This is a genomic window from Hydrogenophaga sp. (assembly GCF_965657535.1).
Taxonomy (GTDB): domain Bacteria; phylum Pseudomonadota; class Gammaproteobacteria; order Burkholderiales; family Burkholderiaceae_C; genus Hydrogenophaga.
Map to the genome: position 1 here is coordinate 508,435 of NZ_CBFHOP010000001.1, position 15,343 is coordinate 523,777.

Here is a 15,343-nt window from a genome sequence, read left to right on the forward strand (position 1 = left end):
CCATGCGTGTGGCCCGCCAAAGCCGGTTCCACCGCACCCTGGGTACCGGCACGTTCCGCCCAAAGGCGGCCCCATTACCGCACTTCACAAAGGGGTAACGCCTGCGCCCTGGCAGCGTCAGTTTCGCGGCATTCCCGGCTGGAGGCGCGCTTGCCTGACGCGAAAGATGGCGGTGAAGGATGGATGTCATGAACAAGCCCCCCGACCCGGACGAACTGCTGTTGCGCCTGCGGCATTTCCGCTCCGACTATTTCCCGCGCCACCAGCAGCGCTTTCAGGATCTGGTGGCCGACGGCCAGCACCCCAAGACCTTGTTCATTGGCTGTTCCGATTCGCGCCTGGTGCCCTATCTGCTCACAGGTGCGGGGCCGGGGGAATTGTTTCTGGTGCGCAACGTGGGCGCGCTGGTGCCTCCCTACGACCAGTCCCATGGTCTGCACGGCACCATGGCCGCCATCGAATTTGCGGTGCTCAGTCTGAAGGTGGAGCGCATCATCGTCTGCGGCCACAGCCATTGCGGCGCCATCCGCACGGCGTATGAGGGTGCGCCGGAGGAGGCGGTGGCACTCAAATCTTGGTTGCGGCTGGTTGACGAAGCCTTGTTGCCGGTGCAGCCCGGCCCTGAAGCCATGCGTCGTACCGAACAGCGCGCTGTGGTGTTGCAGCTGGAGCGCCTCATGGGCTACCCCATGGTGCGCCGCGCGGTAGAAGCCGGGCAGCTCACCCTGCACGGCTGGCATTACGTCATTGAAGACGGAGAAGTGCATGTATTTGATGCACAGCAAGGTGATTTCATCCCAGCCTCGTTAGCCTCCAACAGCGGCACGGGGCCGTACCAACCTTATGTGGAACACGATGGACAAATCCTCAGTGACTGAGCACGCCCAGCTGGGCCTGTCTCTCGCAGCTGCACGGGCAGCAGAATTGCAGGCGCTGGCTGGCAGCGATGGCTTGCGCACCTGGCGCCTCGCCGGGCGCGAACTCATTCCGGTGGTGCAGGGTGGCATGGGTGTGGGTGTGTCGGCCGGCTCGCTGGCCGGTACCGTGGCCAGCTTCGGGGGTGTGGGCACGGTCTCGTCGGTGGACTTACGCCGCATGCACCCCGACCTGATGGCCCAGACCGGCCACCTGGACAAAGAGCCCGACGCCCGCGCGCAGATCGACGCTGCCAACCTGGTGGCGCTGGACCGCGAGATTCAGCGTGCCAGTGGCATAGCGCAGGGCCGCGGCTTGATTGCGGTGAACGTGATGAAGGCGCTCAGTGCTTACGAAATGTATGTGCGCCAGGCGCTGCACAGCGGTGCCGACGCCGTGGTGGTGGGCGCCGGTCTGCCGCTGGACCTGCCCGAAATCGCCAAAGACCACCCCAAAACGGCGCTGATTCCGATCTTGTCGGACGCCCGGGGCGTGCAGTTGCTGGTGCGCAAATGGGAGAAAAAGGGCCGCCTGCCCGACGCCATCGTCATCGAGCATCCCCGTCTGGCCGGTGGGCACCTGGGCGCTGCCAAGGTGGCCGATCTGCAAGACGCGCGCTTCGATTTCGACGTGGTGTTGCCCCAGGTGCTCGAATTTTTCAAAACGTCGGGTATCGAGGGCCAAATTCCACTCATCGCCGCTGGCGGCATCAGCAGCCGGGCCGACATCTTGCGGCTGCAAGCGCTGGGTGCCAGCGCGGTACAGATGGGTACCGCCTTTGCCGTCACCACCGAATGCGATGCCGACCCGGCCTTCAAACACGTGCTGGCCGACGCGCGGCCCGAAGACATTGTGGAATTCATCAGCGTGGCGGGCCTGCCGGCGCGCGCGGTGCGCACGCCCTGGCTGGACAAGTACATCCGCATCGAGCCCAAGCTGCAGGCCGCCGCGCATGTGAAGAAAAAATGCAACATGTCGTTCGATTGCCTGGCCCACTGCGGCCTGCGCGACGGCGTGGTGGGCATTGGCCAGTTCTGCATTGACCAGCAACTGGGCCACGCGATGGAAGGCGATACGAACAAAGGCTTGTTTTTCCGGGGCGCCGGCAGCCTGCCGTTTGGGCGCGAGATCCGCCCCGTACACGACTTGTTGCGGTGGATGCTGGCAGACGTTCGGCCGCCCGTGCCCAGCCACTGAAAAGGCAAAAAAATCCGTCGGGAAAGACCTTTGGCAGCGAAAATGGGTCCCAGCGGGGATAATTTAGGCCCAACGTCCAAGCCGCTGGCTTGGACTGAAGTGGCCGTGAACACGGTTTCGCCTCAGCGCCATTTCGACCTGCAGACCCCAGCGGTCCGTGGATCACCCCCTCCCATTCCGTCAGGCCACAGGCCTTTTCAACACGACCCGACATGAAACGCGACAACACCATGCGTCCGCAGGACCTGACCCATACCCAGCCCATCAGCCTCGATGTGCTGAAAGAAAAATACCTCAAGCCCGGCGAAGACGGCATTGAAGACCTGTACCGCCGCGTGGCGCGTGCCCTGGCTTCGGTGGAAAAAGAAGACGTGCGCGCCGAATGGGAGCAGCGCTTCCTGGCCAACCTGCACGCCGGCGCCATTGGTGCCGGGCGCATCATGAGTGCTGCCGGGACCGACATCCAGGCCACGCTCATCAACTGCTTCGTGCAGCCCGTGGGCGACTGCATCCAGGGCGTGGACGCCGAGGGCTACCCCGGCATTTATGAAGCCCTGCGCGAAGCCGCTGAAACCATGCGCCGCGGTGGCGGTGTGGGCTACGACTTCTCGCGCATCCGCCCCAAAGGCGCCGAGGTCAAGGGCACGCACTCCATGGCGTCTGGCCCGTGCAGCTACATCAACGTGTTTGACCAAAGCTGCTCTACCGTGGAGAGCGCCGGCGCGCGCCGTGGCGCCCAGATGGGCGTGCTGCGCATCGACCACCCCGATGTGCTCGAATTCATCACCGCCAAGCGCACCCCGGGACGCTGGAACAACTTCAACGTGTCGGTCGGCGTGTCCGACGCCTTCATGGAAGCCCTGGGCAGCGACCAACCCTGGGAACTCGTGCACAAGGCCCGCCCCGGCGCGTCGCTGATTGCCAAGGGCGCTTACCAGCGCGCCGATGGCCAGTGGGTCTACCAGACCATCGCCGCCAGCGAGCTGTGGGACACGGTTATGAAGTCGGCCTACGACTTCGCCGAGCCGGGCATTCTGTTCCTCGACCAGATCCGCACCGACAACAACCTGCGCTACTGCGAGAGCATTGAAGCCACCAACCCGTGTGGCGAACAGCCCTTGCCGCCCTATGGTTGCTGCGACCTCGGCCCGGTCATCCTGACCCGCTTTGTGCGCAACCCGTTTGGTTTTGGCGGCCTGCCGTCGTTTGACTTCGAAGCGTTCGAGCAAGCCGTGACCACCCAGGTGCGCGCGCTCGACAACGTGCTGGATGTGACCTTCTGGCCACTGCCGCAGCAGCGCGAAGAGTCAGCCGCCAAGCGCCGCATCGGTGTGGGCTTTACCGGCATGGGCAACACCCTGGCCATGCTGTGCGTGCGCTACGACCGCGACGAAGGCCGTGCCATGGCAGCGCAAATTGCCGAGCGCATGCGCAACGCGGCTTACGCCGCTTCGGTGGCGCTGGCGCAAGAAAAAGGCGCCTTCCCCAAGCTGGTGGTGGACGACTACCTGGCCGCTGGCACCTTTGCCAGCCGCCTGCCAGCTGCGCTTCAAAAGCAGATCCGCAAGCACGGCATCCGCAACAGCCACCTGCTGTCCATCGCGCCCACCGGCACGGTGAGCCTGGCCTTTGCTGACAACGCGTCCAACGGCATTGAGCCGCCGTTCTCCTGGATGTACCGCCGCAAAAAGCGCGAGGCCGACGGCTCCACCAGCGAATACGCGGTGGAAGACCACGCCTGGCGCCTGTACCGCGAACTCGGCGGTAACGTGGACCAGCTGCCCGAGTACTTTGTGAACGCGCTGGCCATGAGCGCGGGCGACCACATTGCCATGATGCAAGCGGTGCAGCCATTTGTCGACACCGCCATCTCCAAGACGGTGAACGTCGAGGCCGACTACCCCTACGAAGACTTCAAGGGCCTGTACCAGCAAGCCTGGCGCGCCCACCTCAAAGGCCTGGCCACCTACCGCCCCAACAGCATTCTGGGCTCGGTGCTCGACACCGGCAGCGCCGCCACCGACGCAGCCGCAGCCGCCGCCGCAGCAGCGCCCGCACCGGTGGACCCCATGCGCACCGTGATTGAGAGCCGCCCCAAAGGCGCGCTCTCGGCCGTGGCCGACAAGGTGGAGTACTGGACGCAAGAGGGCCACAAGACGCTGTACATCGTGGTCTCGTTCCTGCCGGTGCCTGCGGCCGACGGCGTGGGCACGGTCGAGCGCGCCATCGAGTTCTTCATGCCCGTGGGCCAGAGCGGGGAGTCGCAGCAGTGGATCACCTCCACCATGCGCATGCTGTCGCTGGCCGCGCGCGGTGGCTTCCTGGAACGCGCCCTGGGTGACATGCGCAAAGTGGCCTGGGACCGCGGCCCGGTGCGCCTGGGCACCTACCAGAAGGCCGACGGCACGCACGTGCCCATGTGGCACGACTCCGAAGTGGCAGCCATCGCGTTTGCGCTGCAAAACATCATTGCGCGGCGTGCCCAGCAGGGCGTGGCGGCCGTGATGCCCGAGCCGGTTGCCGTGTCCGTGGGCACGTCTGCGGGCGTGATGGCCGGCAAAAAATGCCCCGAGTGCGGTGCGCACGCCATGATCCGCAAAGATGGCTGCGACTACTGCACCCAGTGCGGCCACCTCGGTACGTGCGGGTAACACGCCCGAACGCCCGGTTTTCCGGGTCTGACCGTGCACGCAAGGTGCACTTTCTGACCGCCTAGGTTGCCAGCCAATCGGCAACCTCAAAGCCTCATTCAAGACCGCTACAGCGCAAGCTGCAGCGGTTTTTTGCTTGTGCGCCCAGCATGGGCGCACGCCTGCGGGTGGTGTGGCAGGGGCGCAGCCGATGATGGTTGCCCCCTATGGCGCGATGCATCAACCAAGGCCTGCTGGCCAGCCCCCGGCACTGCGGTGCGGCCCGGGGCTGCACCGTCCGTTCAACCTTCAAAGAAAGTTCACCATGCGTGTCAACCACCGTTTCTCCCTTCTTTTTCTTGCTGCAGCCTTCACCACGCTGGGCGGCGGCGCTTCCGGCGCCACGCAAGAAAGCACCGGCCAGTACTTGGACGACACCGCCATCACCGCCAAGGTGAAGGCAGCGATCTTCAACGAAGCCAGCCTGAAGTCGGCCGAGATCAACGTCGAAACCTTCAAGGGTGCCGTGCAGTTGAGCGGCTTCGTGGGTACCCAGGCCGACATCAACAAGGCCGTGGCCGTGACGCAGGCCATCAGCGGTGTGCGCACGTTCAAAAACGACATGCGCCTGAAGTAAGTCGCCGTGGGCGCTCCAACCGGCGCCACGCAGTCTCACCCATTGAAATCAGAGGTCTCTCCATGAACACGCAAACACAAACACAAATCCTGCCCCGCAGCCTTGCCCTGGCCGCTGCACCCTTCCTGGCCTTGGGCCCGGGTGCTTGCAGCTACCTGTCGCGCCAAGACCAGAGCACGGCTGTTGGCGCCGGTGTGGGCGCTGTCGGTGGCGCTGTGCTGACCGGTGGCCGCACCATCGGCACCCTGGGCGGTGCGGCCATTGGTGGCCTCATCGGCAACCAGGTGGACACCCGGAAATAAGCCTGCTGCTTCCCCCAATACCTTTCGAAAGTACGCTATGAGCACCGCCATTCAAACCCTGAGCGACGACGCCGCAGCCGTGGCCCGTTCGTTGGCCAACAGCACCGAGCGCGCCGCCCACCAAGGCATGGGCCGCATGGCGGACAGCCTGGAGGACGCGCGTTGGCACACCAGCGCTGCGCTCAAGCGAGCGCGTGCCGTGGCGCTGGCCCCGACCGAAATGGCCCTGGCGCGCGACAAGCTGGCCCGCGCCAACGCCTCGATGGTGGCAGCAAAGTACGAACGCGCGCTGACGCTGACGCTGACGCTGGCCGAGGCCGCTTCTTGGCACACACCACGTTGGTTGAAAGATTTCCCCTGAAAACATCCCACCTGATCGCCCTTTCTGTTGTTGCCCTGGCGCAGCCGCGCCATGCCGGTGGGCGGCAACGAAACCACCGCCGGCCGTCAGATGAACCGCCGCGTCGGGATCGGGCTCTCGGACGACAGCGGCCGCATCGTGGCGCGCTGAGCCACGGCGCTCAGACGCGCACGACCTCGCCCTTCAGAGACCACAGAATGGCGAGCACCTCGTTGCGCACGGGGGCGTCGACACCGCAGGTTTGCAGCGCTGCCATGGCGTCGTCGACCACGGTCACAAACTCCTGTTCGCTGATATTCATGCCCCGGTGTGTGGTGAGCATGTCCCGACCGCCATAGGTCTCGGGGCCGCCTGCGCCCATGCAGAAAAAGTCGATCACATTGCGTTCCAGGCGGTCCATGTCGTCTACCTGTCCGTAACGGATATTGACCAACGGGTTGGCCATGTGGTTCTTGATCAGCTCGCGGGTGATGCGCGTGATGCCCTCGCGGCGCCCGAGGCGGTCGTACAAATTAGCGTGGTCCTGGTTCATGGTGCTCTCCTTGGTGTGAATCGTTGAACGGGTGGGTGCGCTTCAGTGGGCCGGCGCACGCAGCTGCCGCAGCCACGAGGCGTATTCCAGTTGGCCGGGATCGGTACCGTGGTTGCAGACCGCGTGGTGCAACCGACCCAGCGTGCTCGCCAGGGCCTGCTCCAGCTGCAGCAGCGACTCGGGTGTCAGCGGTTGCGGCAGGGTCAGCACGACATGCCCGTTGCCGGGCGAAGAAACATGCAGTGGGGTTGTGGTCATGGTGGGCTCCTGAACGTTGCGGCAGGCCGGTGTTGGCCTGCCGTGGTTCAGCGTGCACCGGCGCTGTTCCTGAAACGTTCCCCAGACCCCGGCACTTGCGAACCGCCGCCCGGCGCTGCACACTGCGGGCCATGGACACGACCGAGCCCGCCCAGCTGGAGGTGCACCTGCTGGGCCGTTTCTGTGTGGTGGTGGACGGCCTCGAGCTTGCCCCCGACCGATGGCCCAGCCTGCGTGCGATGCAGCTGGTGCAGCTGCTGTGCCTGCAGCCGCAGCGCCGCATGCCCCGCGACCTGATCATGGACGCCCTGTGGCCACAGCTGCCCCCTGAGGCCGCTGCCGCCAACCTGCGCAAGGCCCTGCACCACGCCCGCCAGGCACTGGGCCACCACGACAGCCTGGTGCTGCAGGCCGGTGAGCTGGTGCTGGGGCCCGAGCGCTCCGTGCGCGTGGACGCAGACCGGTATGAGCGGGGTGCCCGGGCGGCGCTGTCGCAGCGCGGCGCGGCCGCGTGTGCCGCTGTGGCAGACCAGTACACCGGGGACCTGCTGCCCGGCGCCCGTTACGAGCCCTGGACCGAAGCGCCCCGCGAACGCCTGCGGGCGCTGCACCTGCAACTGCTGCGCGCGAGCGCCCAGTGGGAGCGGCTGGCGCAGCAAGACCCCACCGACGAGGCGGCCCACCGCGCGCTGATGCAGCGTGCGCTGGATGCGGGCAACCGCGCAGCGGCCTTGCGCTGGTATGCGCAGCTGCGCGAGGCCTTGCAGCACACGCTGGGCGTGTTGCCCGACGCGCATACCGAAGCCCTGTACCAACGCTGCGTGGCCGGCTTGCAGGCCACTGGCCTCGCCCTGGTGGGCCGCGCGCAGCCGCTGGCACAGGTGGCGGCATGGCTGAGCATGCCGGCCACCGAACGGCCGGGCGGTATCGTGCTGCGCGGCTGGGCCGGCATGGGCAAGAGCGCCTTGTGCCACGAGATTGGCACCCAGGCGCGCCGGCGAGGCTGGACGGTGCTGCGCGTGGACGCCACCGAGAGCGGCAAAACCTACGGCGTGGTGACCGCGCTCACCGAACACCTGACGCTCAACGACCGCACCGTGCTCGACCGCATCGGCGCACCGGCCCGCACCGTGCTGGCGCAGCTCAGCGCGCTGGCCGCGCCCGCCAACGAACCGCTCGGGCCACTCGGGCGCCACCAGGTGGTGGGGGCGCTGCGGCGCTTGTTGCTGGCAGCTGCGCCCGCAGCAGCCGTGTTGCTGGTGGTGGACGACGCGCACCGGCTGGGCGATGCCGATGTCGACGTGTTGTCGCAACTGGCGGTAGCGGGGCCGCCGGTGTGCCTGCTCATGGCCACGCGGCCGCCCGCGCCTGGCACCGCACTGGCGCAGGCCGTGGTGCGCCTGCAGCGTGCGGGTGTGTTGCAAGCGCTGGACCTGCAGCCGCTGGACGAAGGCGCGTGCCGCCGGCTGGTGCTGCACGCGCGGCCCGAGCCACTGCCCGACGCGGTGCTGTCCCGGATCGTGCAGGCCGCCGAGGGCAACCCCTTTGCGGCCATCGAACTCGCCCGCTGCGCCGGGGCCAGCCCGGGTCGGCGGCTACCGGGCAGCAGCGCAGAAGCCATCACCCAGCGGCTGTGCGATGTGCCTGCCGATGCCCTGGCGCTGCTGCGTTGGTCGGCGCTGGGTGGCGACGAGCTCGACGTGCGCACGGTGGAGGCGCTGGCGCTGCTGGCCGAGACGCCCGGCTTTGCTGCGCTGGATGGCGCGCTGGACGCGGGTGTGCTGGTGGTGGCCGACGGGCGCTACCGTTTCCGGCACGACCTGGTGCGACAGGCCCTGGCTGACCAAGTGCCGCCCCACCGCCGCCAGCAGATGCACCGGCGCATGGCCGCGCAACTGGCCGATATGGACGCCCCGCCAGCCCGCGTGGCCCGCCACTGGCTGGCGGGCGACAGCCCCCGCGAGGCCATGCCCTGGCAGCTCGCCGCCGCCCGCGAGGCCGTGCGGCTGGCCGCCTTCAGCGACGCCTTGCACCACCTCAAGCCTCTGCTGGCTTTTCAGCCTGACCATGCCGAAGCCCTGCGCCTGCGCGCCGAAGCGCTGGACGCCATGGGCGACCCCGCCGCCATGGCCGCCTACCGCCTCGCAGCTGGCGCAGCCGGCGAGCCCGACAGCCACAACCTGAGGGCCAAGGCCGCGCTGGCCCAGGTGAAGCAGGGCGACCCCAAAGGTGCGCTGCTGGCGCTGCAGGGCGTACACCCCACCTCGGTGGATGGTCTCCTGAGCGAGGCCCTGGCCTACAGTGGTGCTGCCGCTCTGGGCGTGGCCGACCCGGCCATGGGCACCGCCAAGGCCGCCGTGGCGCGCCGGCTGGCGCTGGAGTCTGGCGACACCACCGCCCTGGTGATCGCCTCGTGGGCGCAGGCCGCCGCCGCGCACGCCCGGGGCGAGTTGCACCGCAGCGTGTGGGCCGACCTGCACGAAACCTGCCACGTGCCCCACCTGGCGCTGCGCGTGTTTGATGGACATCTCTGCATCACCCAGCGGTTTCTCTACGGCGCAAAGCCCTACGCCGACGTGATCGAATTTGCCAGTGCCTTGGCCACCGAAGCGCAGCGACTGGGCGCTGCGCGCGGCCACGCGTTTGGTGTGACGCTGCGCGGCGAAGCCGAGTGGCTGGCGGGCGACCTGCAAGCCGCCCGGCTGCACTTGCGCGAGGGCGCCCGCTTGCACCGCGCCATTGGCGGGCCGGTGGGCGAAGCGCTGTCACTGCAGCGGCTGGCCGAGGTGTCGCTGCACGAAGGCCGACGCGACGAGGCCCAGGCCCTGATTGACGAAGCCCTGGACGTGGCCAGGCAGACCGACATTGGCTTTCATTTGCTGGACCGCATTTACGGCACCCGCATCAACCTGCATGCCGACGACCCAGCCGCTGCACTGCATGTGATGGAAGACGCCAGCGCCTCGGTGCGCGGTCCGCTGGAAACCTGCCCCGGCTGCCGCATCACCTTTGCCGTGCCCGCTGCCATGGCCGCCGCCCGGGCCGGCGAGCTTGAGCTGGCCAGCCAACACGAGGCGCAGTGTGCCTACCTGGCCCAGGTGGTGATGCGCCTGCCCGCGTGGTACGCCGCGCATGACGAGGTGCGCGGCCACCTGGCCGCTGCCCGCGCCGACAGCGCTGGCGAAGCCGTGGCCCGGTTTGCTGCCGCCGCCGCGCGCTTTCGCGCGGCCGGGCAGCCGCTGGACGCGGCGCGCTGCGAGCAGCTGGCGGCGGCACCCAGGCGCCGCTGAGCCCGGCGCCACGGTGCTCAGCCGCTCAGCCCCACACCGCTTCCAGCGCGGCCCAAGCGCTGGCCAGCACCGGCTCGCCGGCGCGCTCGGCCAGGCAGATGAAGCTCAGGTCGCATTCCAGTGCCACCTGGTCGGCCACCACCAGGCCGCGCGCCTGCGCTTCGCGCATGGCAATCGAGTCGCGCACCAGGCTCAGCCCCACACCGCTTTTCACCAGGTCGAGCATGGAAGCTTCCTGGTCCACCAGCGCCACGCGCCGAGGCTCAAGCCCGGTGAGTGAGCCGGGGCCAAACACGCGGCGCTGCAGCCGGTGGTGCGCGCTGGCGGGCGGGGTGGCCAGCCAGGGCAGAGCGGCGAGCGCCTTCCAGTCTTTGCCGCGCACCTGCGGGCCCCAGCCGGCCGGGGCCAGCACGCGGTAGGTGAAGCGGCTGAGCGGGCGCAGGCGGTAGGGCGCGCCCAGCGGGTCGTGCGGCAAATCCAGGAAAAAGCCCACGTCCAGTTCGCGGCGGCCCAGGCGCGCCAACACATCGCCGCTCATGCTTTGGCTCAGCTCGGTGCTTACCTGCGGGCTGGTTTCCACCAGCTGCTTCAAAAACGCGCCCAGGCGGATGAACTCGGGGTCGAGGATGGTGCCGATGCGCAGCGTGCCGCGCACCGTGGTGTGCAGCGCGGCAGCGGCCTGGCCAAAGTCGGCCAACGCGGCCAGCGCCTTGTCGGCCAAGGGCAGCAGGGCAGCGCCGTCGTGGGTGAGCGCCATGCCCTGCGGCGTGCGGGCAAACAGCACCAGCCCGGTCGCCTCGCTCAGGGTTTTCAGCTGCAGACTCACCGCCGGCTGGCTCAGGTGCAGGCGCTGGGCCGCGCGCGACACATTGCCCTCACGGGCCACGGCCGCAAAGGCGCGCAGGGTTTGCGGCTCCACCGCGGGCAGGGCTGGGCGCTGGGGTTCGGGCTTCATCATGTCGGTCATTATTTGCCAGACTTATAGAGTCCGCTGCGCAATTTCATTGGATTTTTGGCAAAAATTCTTTCACACTGCCGCGCAGATGGAGCAAGACCATGAGCCCAGCTAATAACGATCGGATATCCATGCACGGCGACAGCCCCTACGACCCGGCCGAAGGCGACTGGCAAACGCTGGTGACCTTTTTCAGCCCCACCGAAGCCTATGTGCTGCGCGGCTGCCTGCAAGCAGGCGGCGTGCCGGCGGTGGTGGCCGACGCCCACCTGGTGCAAACCCACTCGCTGCTGGCCAGCGCCATACCGGTGCGCGTCATGGTGCCCGCGCACCGCCTGGCCGAGGCTGAGGCGGTGGTGGCGGCCTACCACCGTGGCGACTTCGCCCTGCCCGACGACGACACACCGACCCCTTGAAGCGCCAGCAGGCGCACCCACAGGCACACCCACAGGAGCACGCACATGAGCGACACCACCTTCGACTTCATCGTCATCGGCGCCGGCACCGCCGGCTGCCTGCTGGCCAACCGACTCAGCGCCAACCCGGCCCACCGCGTGCTGCTGGTGGAAGCCGGTCGCCGGGACGACTACCACTGGATCCACATTCCCGTGGGCTACCTGTACTGCATTGGCAACCCGCGCACCGACTGGCTGTACGAAACCCAGCCCGACCCCGGGCTCAATGGCCGGCGCCTGCGCTACCCGCGCGGCAAAACGCTGGGCGGTTGTTCCAGCATCAACGGCATGATCTACATGCGCGGCCAGGCCCGCGACTACGACCAGTGGGCCCAGCTCACCGGCGACGCCGACTGGCGCTGGGACCGCTGCCTGCCCGACTTCATGGCGCACGAAGACCACCACCGCCTGGACCTGCAAAACGCCAGCGACCCCGCGTTTGCCACCTTGCACGGCCACAAAAACCGCGGCAGCACCGGCGAGTGGCGCATTGAAAAGCAGCGCCTGCGCTGGGACCTGCTCGATGCCTTTGCCAGCGCCGCCCAGCAGGCCGGCATACCCGCCAGCACCGACTTCAACACCGGCAACAACGAGGGCGTGGGCTACTTTGAGGTGAACCAGAAAGCCGGCTGGCGCTGGAACGCGTCCAAAGCTTTTTTGCGCCCAGCGCAGCGCCGCTCCAACCTGACCGTATGGACCGAAACCCAGGTGCAGCGCCTGACCCTGCATCGCGTGGCCAGCGGCGAACTGCGCTGCATCGGGGCCGAGCTGCTGCGCGAAGGCCAGCGGTTGCGCGTGCGCGCCACGCGCGAGGTGGTTTTGAGCGCGGGCAGCATCAATTCGCCCCAGATCTTGCAGCTCTCAGGCATTGGCCCCGCTGCGCTGCTGCAGCGCCACGGTATCGCGGTGCAGCACGACCTACCCGGTGTGGGCGCCAACCTGCAAGACCACCTGCAGATCCGCACCGTGTTCAAGGTGCAGGGCGCCACCACGCTCAACACCCTGGCCAGCTCGCTCTGGGGCAAGGCCAAGATCGGGCTCGAATACGCCCTGAAACGCACCGGCCCCATGAGCATGGCGCCCAGCCAACTCGGCGCGTTCACCCGCAGCGACCCCGCCCAGCCCTGGCCCAACATTGAATACCACGTGCAGCCGCTCAGTCTGGACGCGTTTGGCGAGCCGCTGCACAGCTTCCCCGCGTTCACTGCCAGCGTGTGCAACCTCAACCCCACCAGCCGGGGCCATGTGCACATCACCAGCCCGCGCCCGCAAGACGCGCCGGCCATTGCGCCCAACTACCTCAGCACCCCCGAAGACCGCCAGGTGGCCGCCGACAGCCTGCGCGTGACGCGCCGCATCGTGGCGCAGCCCGCGCTGGCTCGCTACCAGCCCGAAGAATTCAAGCCGGGTGTGCAGTTCCAGACCGACGAGGAGCTGGCCCGCCTGGCCGGCGACATCGCCAGCACCATTTTTCACCCCGTGGGCACCACCCGCATGGGCCTGGCGGGCGACCCCATGGCCGTGGTCGACAGCCACCTGCGCGTGCGCGGCGTGGCCGGTTTGCGCGTGGTGGACGCCGGCGTGATGCCCACCATCACCAGCGGCAACACCAACAGCCCCACGCTGATGGTGGCTGAGAAGGCGGCGCGCTGGATGTTGGCGGGCGTCTGAATAACCAAGGGAAAGCCCCGATGCACAAGCCTGGTGCAAGCGCTTAAAGTAATGGCACTCGCAAACGGCGTTCGGCGCTGGTGACCGCGGGGGACCGAGGAGACAAGCCCAGTCCAAGTAAAAAATTGCTTCAGCGTCCCCAGAGATGCCAGAAATCACAAACCAGCCCCTCGGGGTTGGTTTTTTTTTGTGCGCCCATGCTGGGCGCACGCCTGCGGGTGCAAGTCCCGTGGCGAGTTGACCAAGACGCATGGGCGGGCGCGGCATGCGCGAAGTGGTCGAGAAACGGGGCCCTACCTGCTGGGCTGGCAGGCCTATTTCGGGAGGGCGCAAACGCCCAAGGCCTGGCGAGGGCTGGACGGGTGGTTGCGCCATTGCCTGAGGGCCATCATGACCCCAAACGCTCGAACCGCCCGGTGCGCACCCGCAGGCCGGGTGGTGTGGCAGGGGCGCAGCCGATGAGGGCTGCCCCCTATGCCGATGGTGCTTCCAGCAGGGCACAGGCACCGCCGGGTGCCTGTTTTGATTCGAGCGGCGGGGCGCCATCGTCCTTTGGTAGTAGCCCTTTTGCGTTTTCGCCCAGGGGCTTTTTGTCGTCTAATAAAAAACGCCCTGGCAGTGCCTGCACAGCGGCTCAAGTGGGGGGTTTTTCTGAGCTTGTACCGGTCCAAAAATACCTCGCAGCCGGTGCGTGCGTCGATGTCGAAACTTGCAACCTCTGGTGTCCCATGCCTTTGTCAACCTCTTGAGTTTTACTGGATGAAACTTGCAACCCCTGCGCGCGCGCACCCGGTGGGTGCGGGCTCGCCCGCTCAGACCGATCCCGCCGTGCGTGCGTCCGGCCCGAAGCGCGCGCCTCGCCCTGAGCCGCTCGCTTCGCAGCCTTGGCGCCCGGTGCACCTGCTGCTGGCGCCGCACCGCCTGGGCTTTGCGCTGGCGGTGTTGTTGTTGCTGGCCTCTGGCGCCTGGTGGGCGCTGGTACAGGTGGACCGTGTCACCGGTGCCCTGGGTCTGGGTTACGTGGTGTCGCCCTCGCTGGGCCATGCTGCGGTCATGACGTTTGGGTTCATACCCCTCTTTTTCACCGGCTTTCTGTTCACCGCCGGGCCCAAGTGGCTCGCTGTGGATGGGCCCGATGCCCGCACCCTGCTGGCGCCTCTTCTGCTGCAGGCCGGGGGCTGGCTGGTGTGGCTGCTGGGCCTGCACACGGCGTTGTGGCTGAGCTTGGCCGGAGCCGCGGCCGCCCTGCTGGGGCTGGGCTGGGTGGTGGCGCTGTTTGCCCAGCTGGTGCGCCGCAGCACGCTGGAAGACCGCCTGCACGCGCGCACCGTAGCGGTGGCTGGCGGTGTGGGTGTGGCCAGCCTGGCGCTGCTGCTGGTGGCCCTTGTGGCCGGTGCTTACGAGGTGGCCCATGCCGCCGTGCTCACCGGCCTGTGGGGCTTTGTGGTGGTCACTTACCTGGTGGTGGCGCACCGCATGATCCCGTTTTTCACCTCCAGCGCGGTGCCCATGATCGACGTGTGGCGGCCGTTCTGGGTGCTCTGGATGCTGCTGGGTGCGGTGGCGCTGGAACTCGCTGCCATCTGGGTGCCGCTGGTCATGTCTTGGCTGGGCGAGCCTGCCGGTCGCGGTGGCCGCGCCTGGATGCTGGGCCTGGGCTTGCTGCAGCTGGCCGCCGGCAGTGTCATTTTGTGGCTGGCCTTTGTGTGGGGCCTGGTGCAGAGCCTGAGCATCCGGCTGCTGGCCATGCTGCACCTGGGTTTCTTGTGGCTCGGTGTGTCGTTCGTGCTGGCGGGTGCTTCGCAGCTGCTGGGCCTGCGGCTGGGCACGCCGGTGCTGGGCCTGGGTGCGCTGCATGCGCTCACCATGGGCTGTCTGGGCTCGCTCATGCTGGCCATGGTCACGCGGGTGTCGTGCGGCCACAGCGGCCGCACCCTGGTGGCCGACAACACGGTCTGGGCGCTGTTCTGGGTGTTGCAGCTGGCGGTGCTGTTGCGCATTGGCGCTTCCATCAACCAGGCGCCCGGCTGGCTGCTCATGACGGCGGCCCTGCTGTGGGCGGGCGTCATGGCCGCGTGGGGCGCGCGGCTGCTGGGCTGGTACGGCCGCCAGCGTGCCGACGGCCGCCCCGGATGAACGT

The 15,343-nt window shown here is 67.8% G+C and carries 15 protein-coding genes; 12 read left to right on the forward strand and 3 right to left on the reverse strand.

Going from position 1 to position 15,343, the window contains the following annotated elements; genetic code table 11:
- The first annotated feature begins 188 nt into the window (after positions 1-188).
- The 7 genes from ACTG4K_RS02465 to ACTG4K_RS02495 all read left to right on the forward strand — a co-directional run bounded on the left by ACTG4K_RS02465 (position 189) and on the right by ACTG4K_RS02495 (position 6,192).
- Positions 189-878 (forward strand): carbonic anhydrase, encoded by a 690-nt coding sequence (locus ACTG4K_RS02465; RefSeq protein ID WP_439112611.1) that lies wholly within the window; start codon positions 189-191, stop codon positions 876-878.
- On the forward strand, positions 856-2,112 hold the full coding sequence (locus ACTG4K_RS02470) for an NAD(P)H-dependent flavin oxidoreductase (protein WP_439112612.1): 1,257 nt from the start codon (positions 856-858) through the stop codon (positions 2,110-2,112). The genes ACTG4K_RS02465 and ACTG4K_RS02470 overlap by 23 nt, the downstream gene beginning before the upstream one ends.
- Positions 2,113-2,324: 212 nt before the next feature.
- The gene (locus ACTG4K_RS02475; protein WP_439112613.1) at positions 2,325-4,763 is read left to right on the forward strand and encodes an adenosylcobalamin-dependent ribonucleoside-diphosphate reductase; all 2,439 of its coding nucleotides are present in this window, start codon (positions 2,325-2,327) and stop codon (positions 4,761-4,763) included.
- Between the two features lie 304 nt (positions 4,764-5,067).
- Complete coding sequence (locus ACTG4K_RS02480; protein ID WP_439112614.1) at positions 5,068-5,379, forward strand: BON domain-containing protein; 312 nt, start codon at positions 5,068-5,070, stop codon at positions 5,377-5,379.
- Between the two features lie 62 nt (positions 5,380-5,441).
- Entirely contained in the window at positions 5,442-5,681 is a 240-nt protein-coding gene (locus ACTG4K_RS02485) for a glycine zipper 2TM domain-containing protein (protein WP_439112615.1), read from the forward strand.
- Between the two features lie 37 nt (positions 5,682-5,718).
- The gene (locus ACTG4K_RS02490; protein WP_439112616.1) at positions 5,719-6,042 is read left to right on the forward strand and encodes a hypothetical protein; all 324 of its coding nucleotides are present in this window, start codon (positions 5,719-5,721) and stop codon (positions 6,040-6,042) included.
- A gap of 27 nt (positions 6,043-6,069) precedes the next feature.
- Positions 6,070-6,192, forward strand: a complete 123-nt coding sequence (locus ACTG4K_RS02495) for a hypothetical protein (protein WP_439112617.1) — start codon at positions 6,070-6,072, stop codon at positions 6,190-6,192.
- 10 nt (positions 6,193-6,202) lie between these two features.
- Here the strand turns inward: ACTG4K_RS02495 and ACTG4K_RS02500 are convergent, their stop codons facing one another.
- Both ACTG4K_RS02500 and ACTG4K_RS02505 read right to left on the reverse strand, forming a co-directional pair.
- On the reverse strand, positions 6,203-6,574 hold the full coding sequence (locus tag ACTG4K_RS02500) for a group I truncated hemoglobin (protein ID WP_439112618.1): 372 nt from the start codon (positions 6,572-6,574) through the stop codon (positions 6,203-6,205).
- A gap of 42 nt (positions 6,575-6,616) precedes the next feature.
- Positions 6,617-6,832 carry a hypothetical protein gene (locus ACTG4K_RS02505; protein ID WP_439112619.1) on the reverse strand — a complete coding sequence of 72 codons (216 nt, stop codon included), beginning with the start codon at positions 6,830-6,832 and terminating at the stop codon, positions 6,617-6,619.
- 131 nt (positions 6,833-6,963) lie between these two features.
- On the opposite strand from ACTG4K_RS02505, the gene ACTG4K_RS02510 reads away from it, so the two are divergent.
- Positions 6,964-10,122, forward strand: a complete 3,159-nt coding sequence (locus ACTG4K_RS02510) for an ATP-binding protein (RefSeq protein ID WP_439112620.1) — start codon at positions 6,964-6,966, stop codon at positions 10,120-10,122.
- A gap of 25 nt (positions 10,123-10,147) precedes the next feature.
- Here the strand turns inward: ACTG4K_RS02510 and ACTG4K_RS02515 are convergent, their stop codons facing one another.
- Entirely contained in the window at positions 10,148-11,080 is a 933-nt protein-coding gene (locus ACTG4K_RS02515) for a LysR family transcriptional regulator (RefSeq protein ID WP_439112654.1), read from the reverse strand.
- 98 nt (positions 11,081-11,178) lie between these two features.
- Here ACTG4K_RS02515 and ACTG4K_RS02520 point away from each other — a divergent pair, with 98 nt between their 5' ends.
- The 4 genes from ACTG4K_RS02520 to ACTG4K_RS02535 all read left to right on the forward strand — a co-directional run bounded on the left by ACTG4K_RS02520 (position 11,179) and on the right by ACTG4K_RS02535 (position 15,339).
- On the forward strand, positions 11,179-11,493 hold the full coding sequence (locus tag ACTG4K_RS02520) for a putative signal transducing protein (RefSeq protein WP_439112621.1): 315 nt from the start codon (positions 11,179-11,181) through the stop codon (positions 11,491-11,493).
- A gap of 45 nt (positions 11,494-11,538) precedes the next feature.
- Positions 11,539-13,203 (forward strand): GMC family oxidoreductase, encoded by a 1,665-nt coding sequence (locus ACTG4K_RS02525; protein WP_439112622.1) that lies wholly within the window; start codon positions 11,539-11,541, stop codon positions 13,201-13,203.
- A gap of 189 nt (positions 13,204-13,392) precedes the next feature.
- On the forward strand, positions 13,393-13,665 hold the full coding sequence (locus tag ACTG4K_RS02530; protein ID WP_439112623.1) for a group II intron maturase-specific domain-containing protein: 273 nt from the start codon (positions 13,393-13,395) through the stop codon (positions 13,663-13,665).
- Between the two features lie 297 nt (positions 13,666-13,962).
- Positions 13,963-15,339, forward strand: a complete 1,377-nt coding sequence (locus ACTG4K_RS02535; protein ID WP_439112624.1) for an NnrS family protein — start codon at positions 13,963-13,965, stop codon at positions 15,337-15,339.
- The last annotated feature ends 4 nt before the right edge of the window (positions 15,340-15,343 follow it).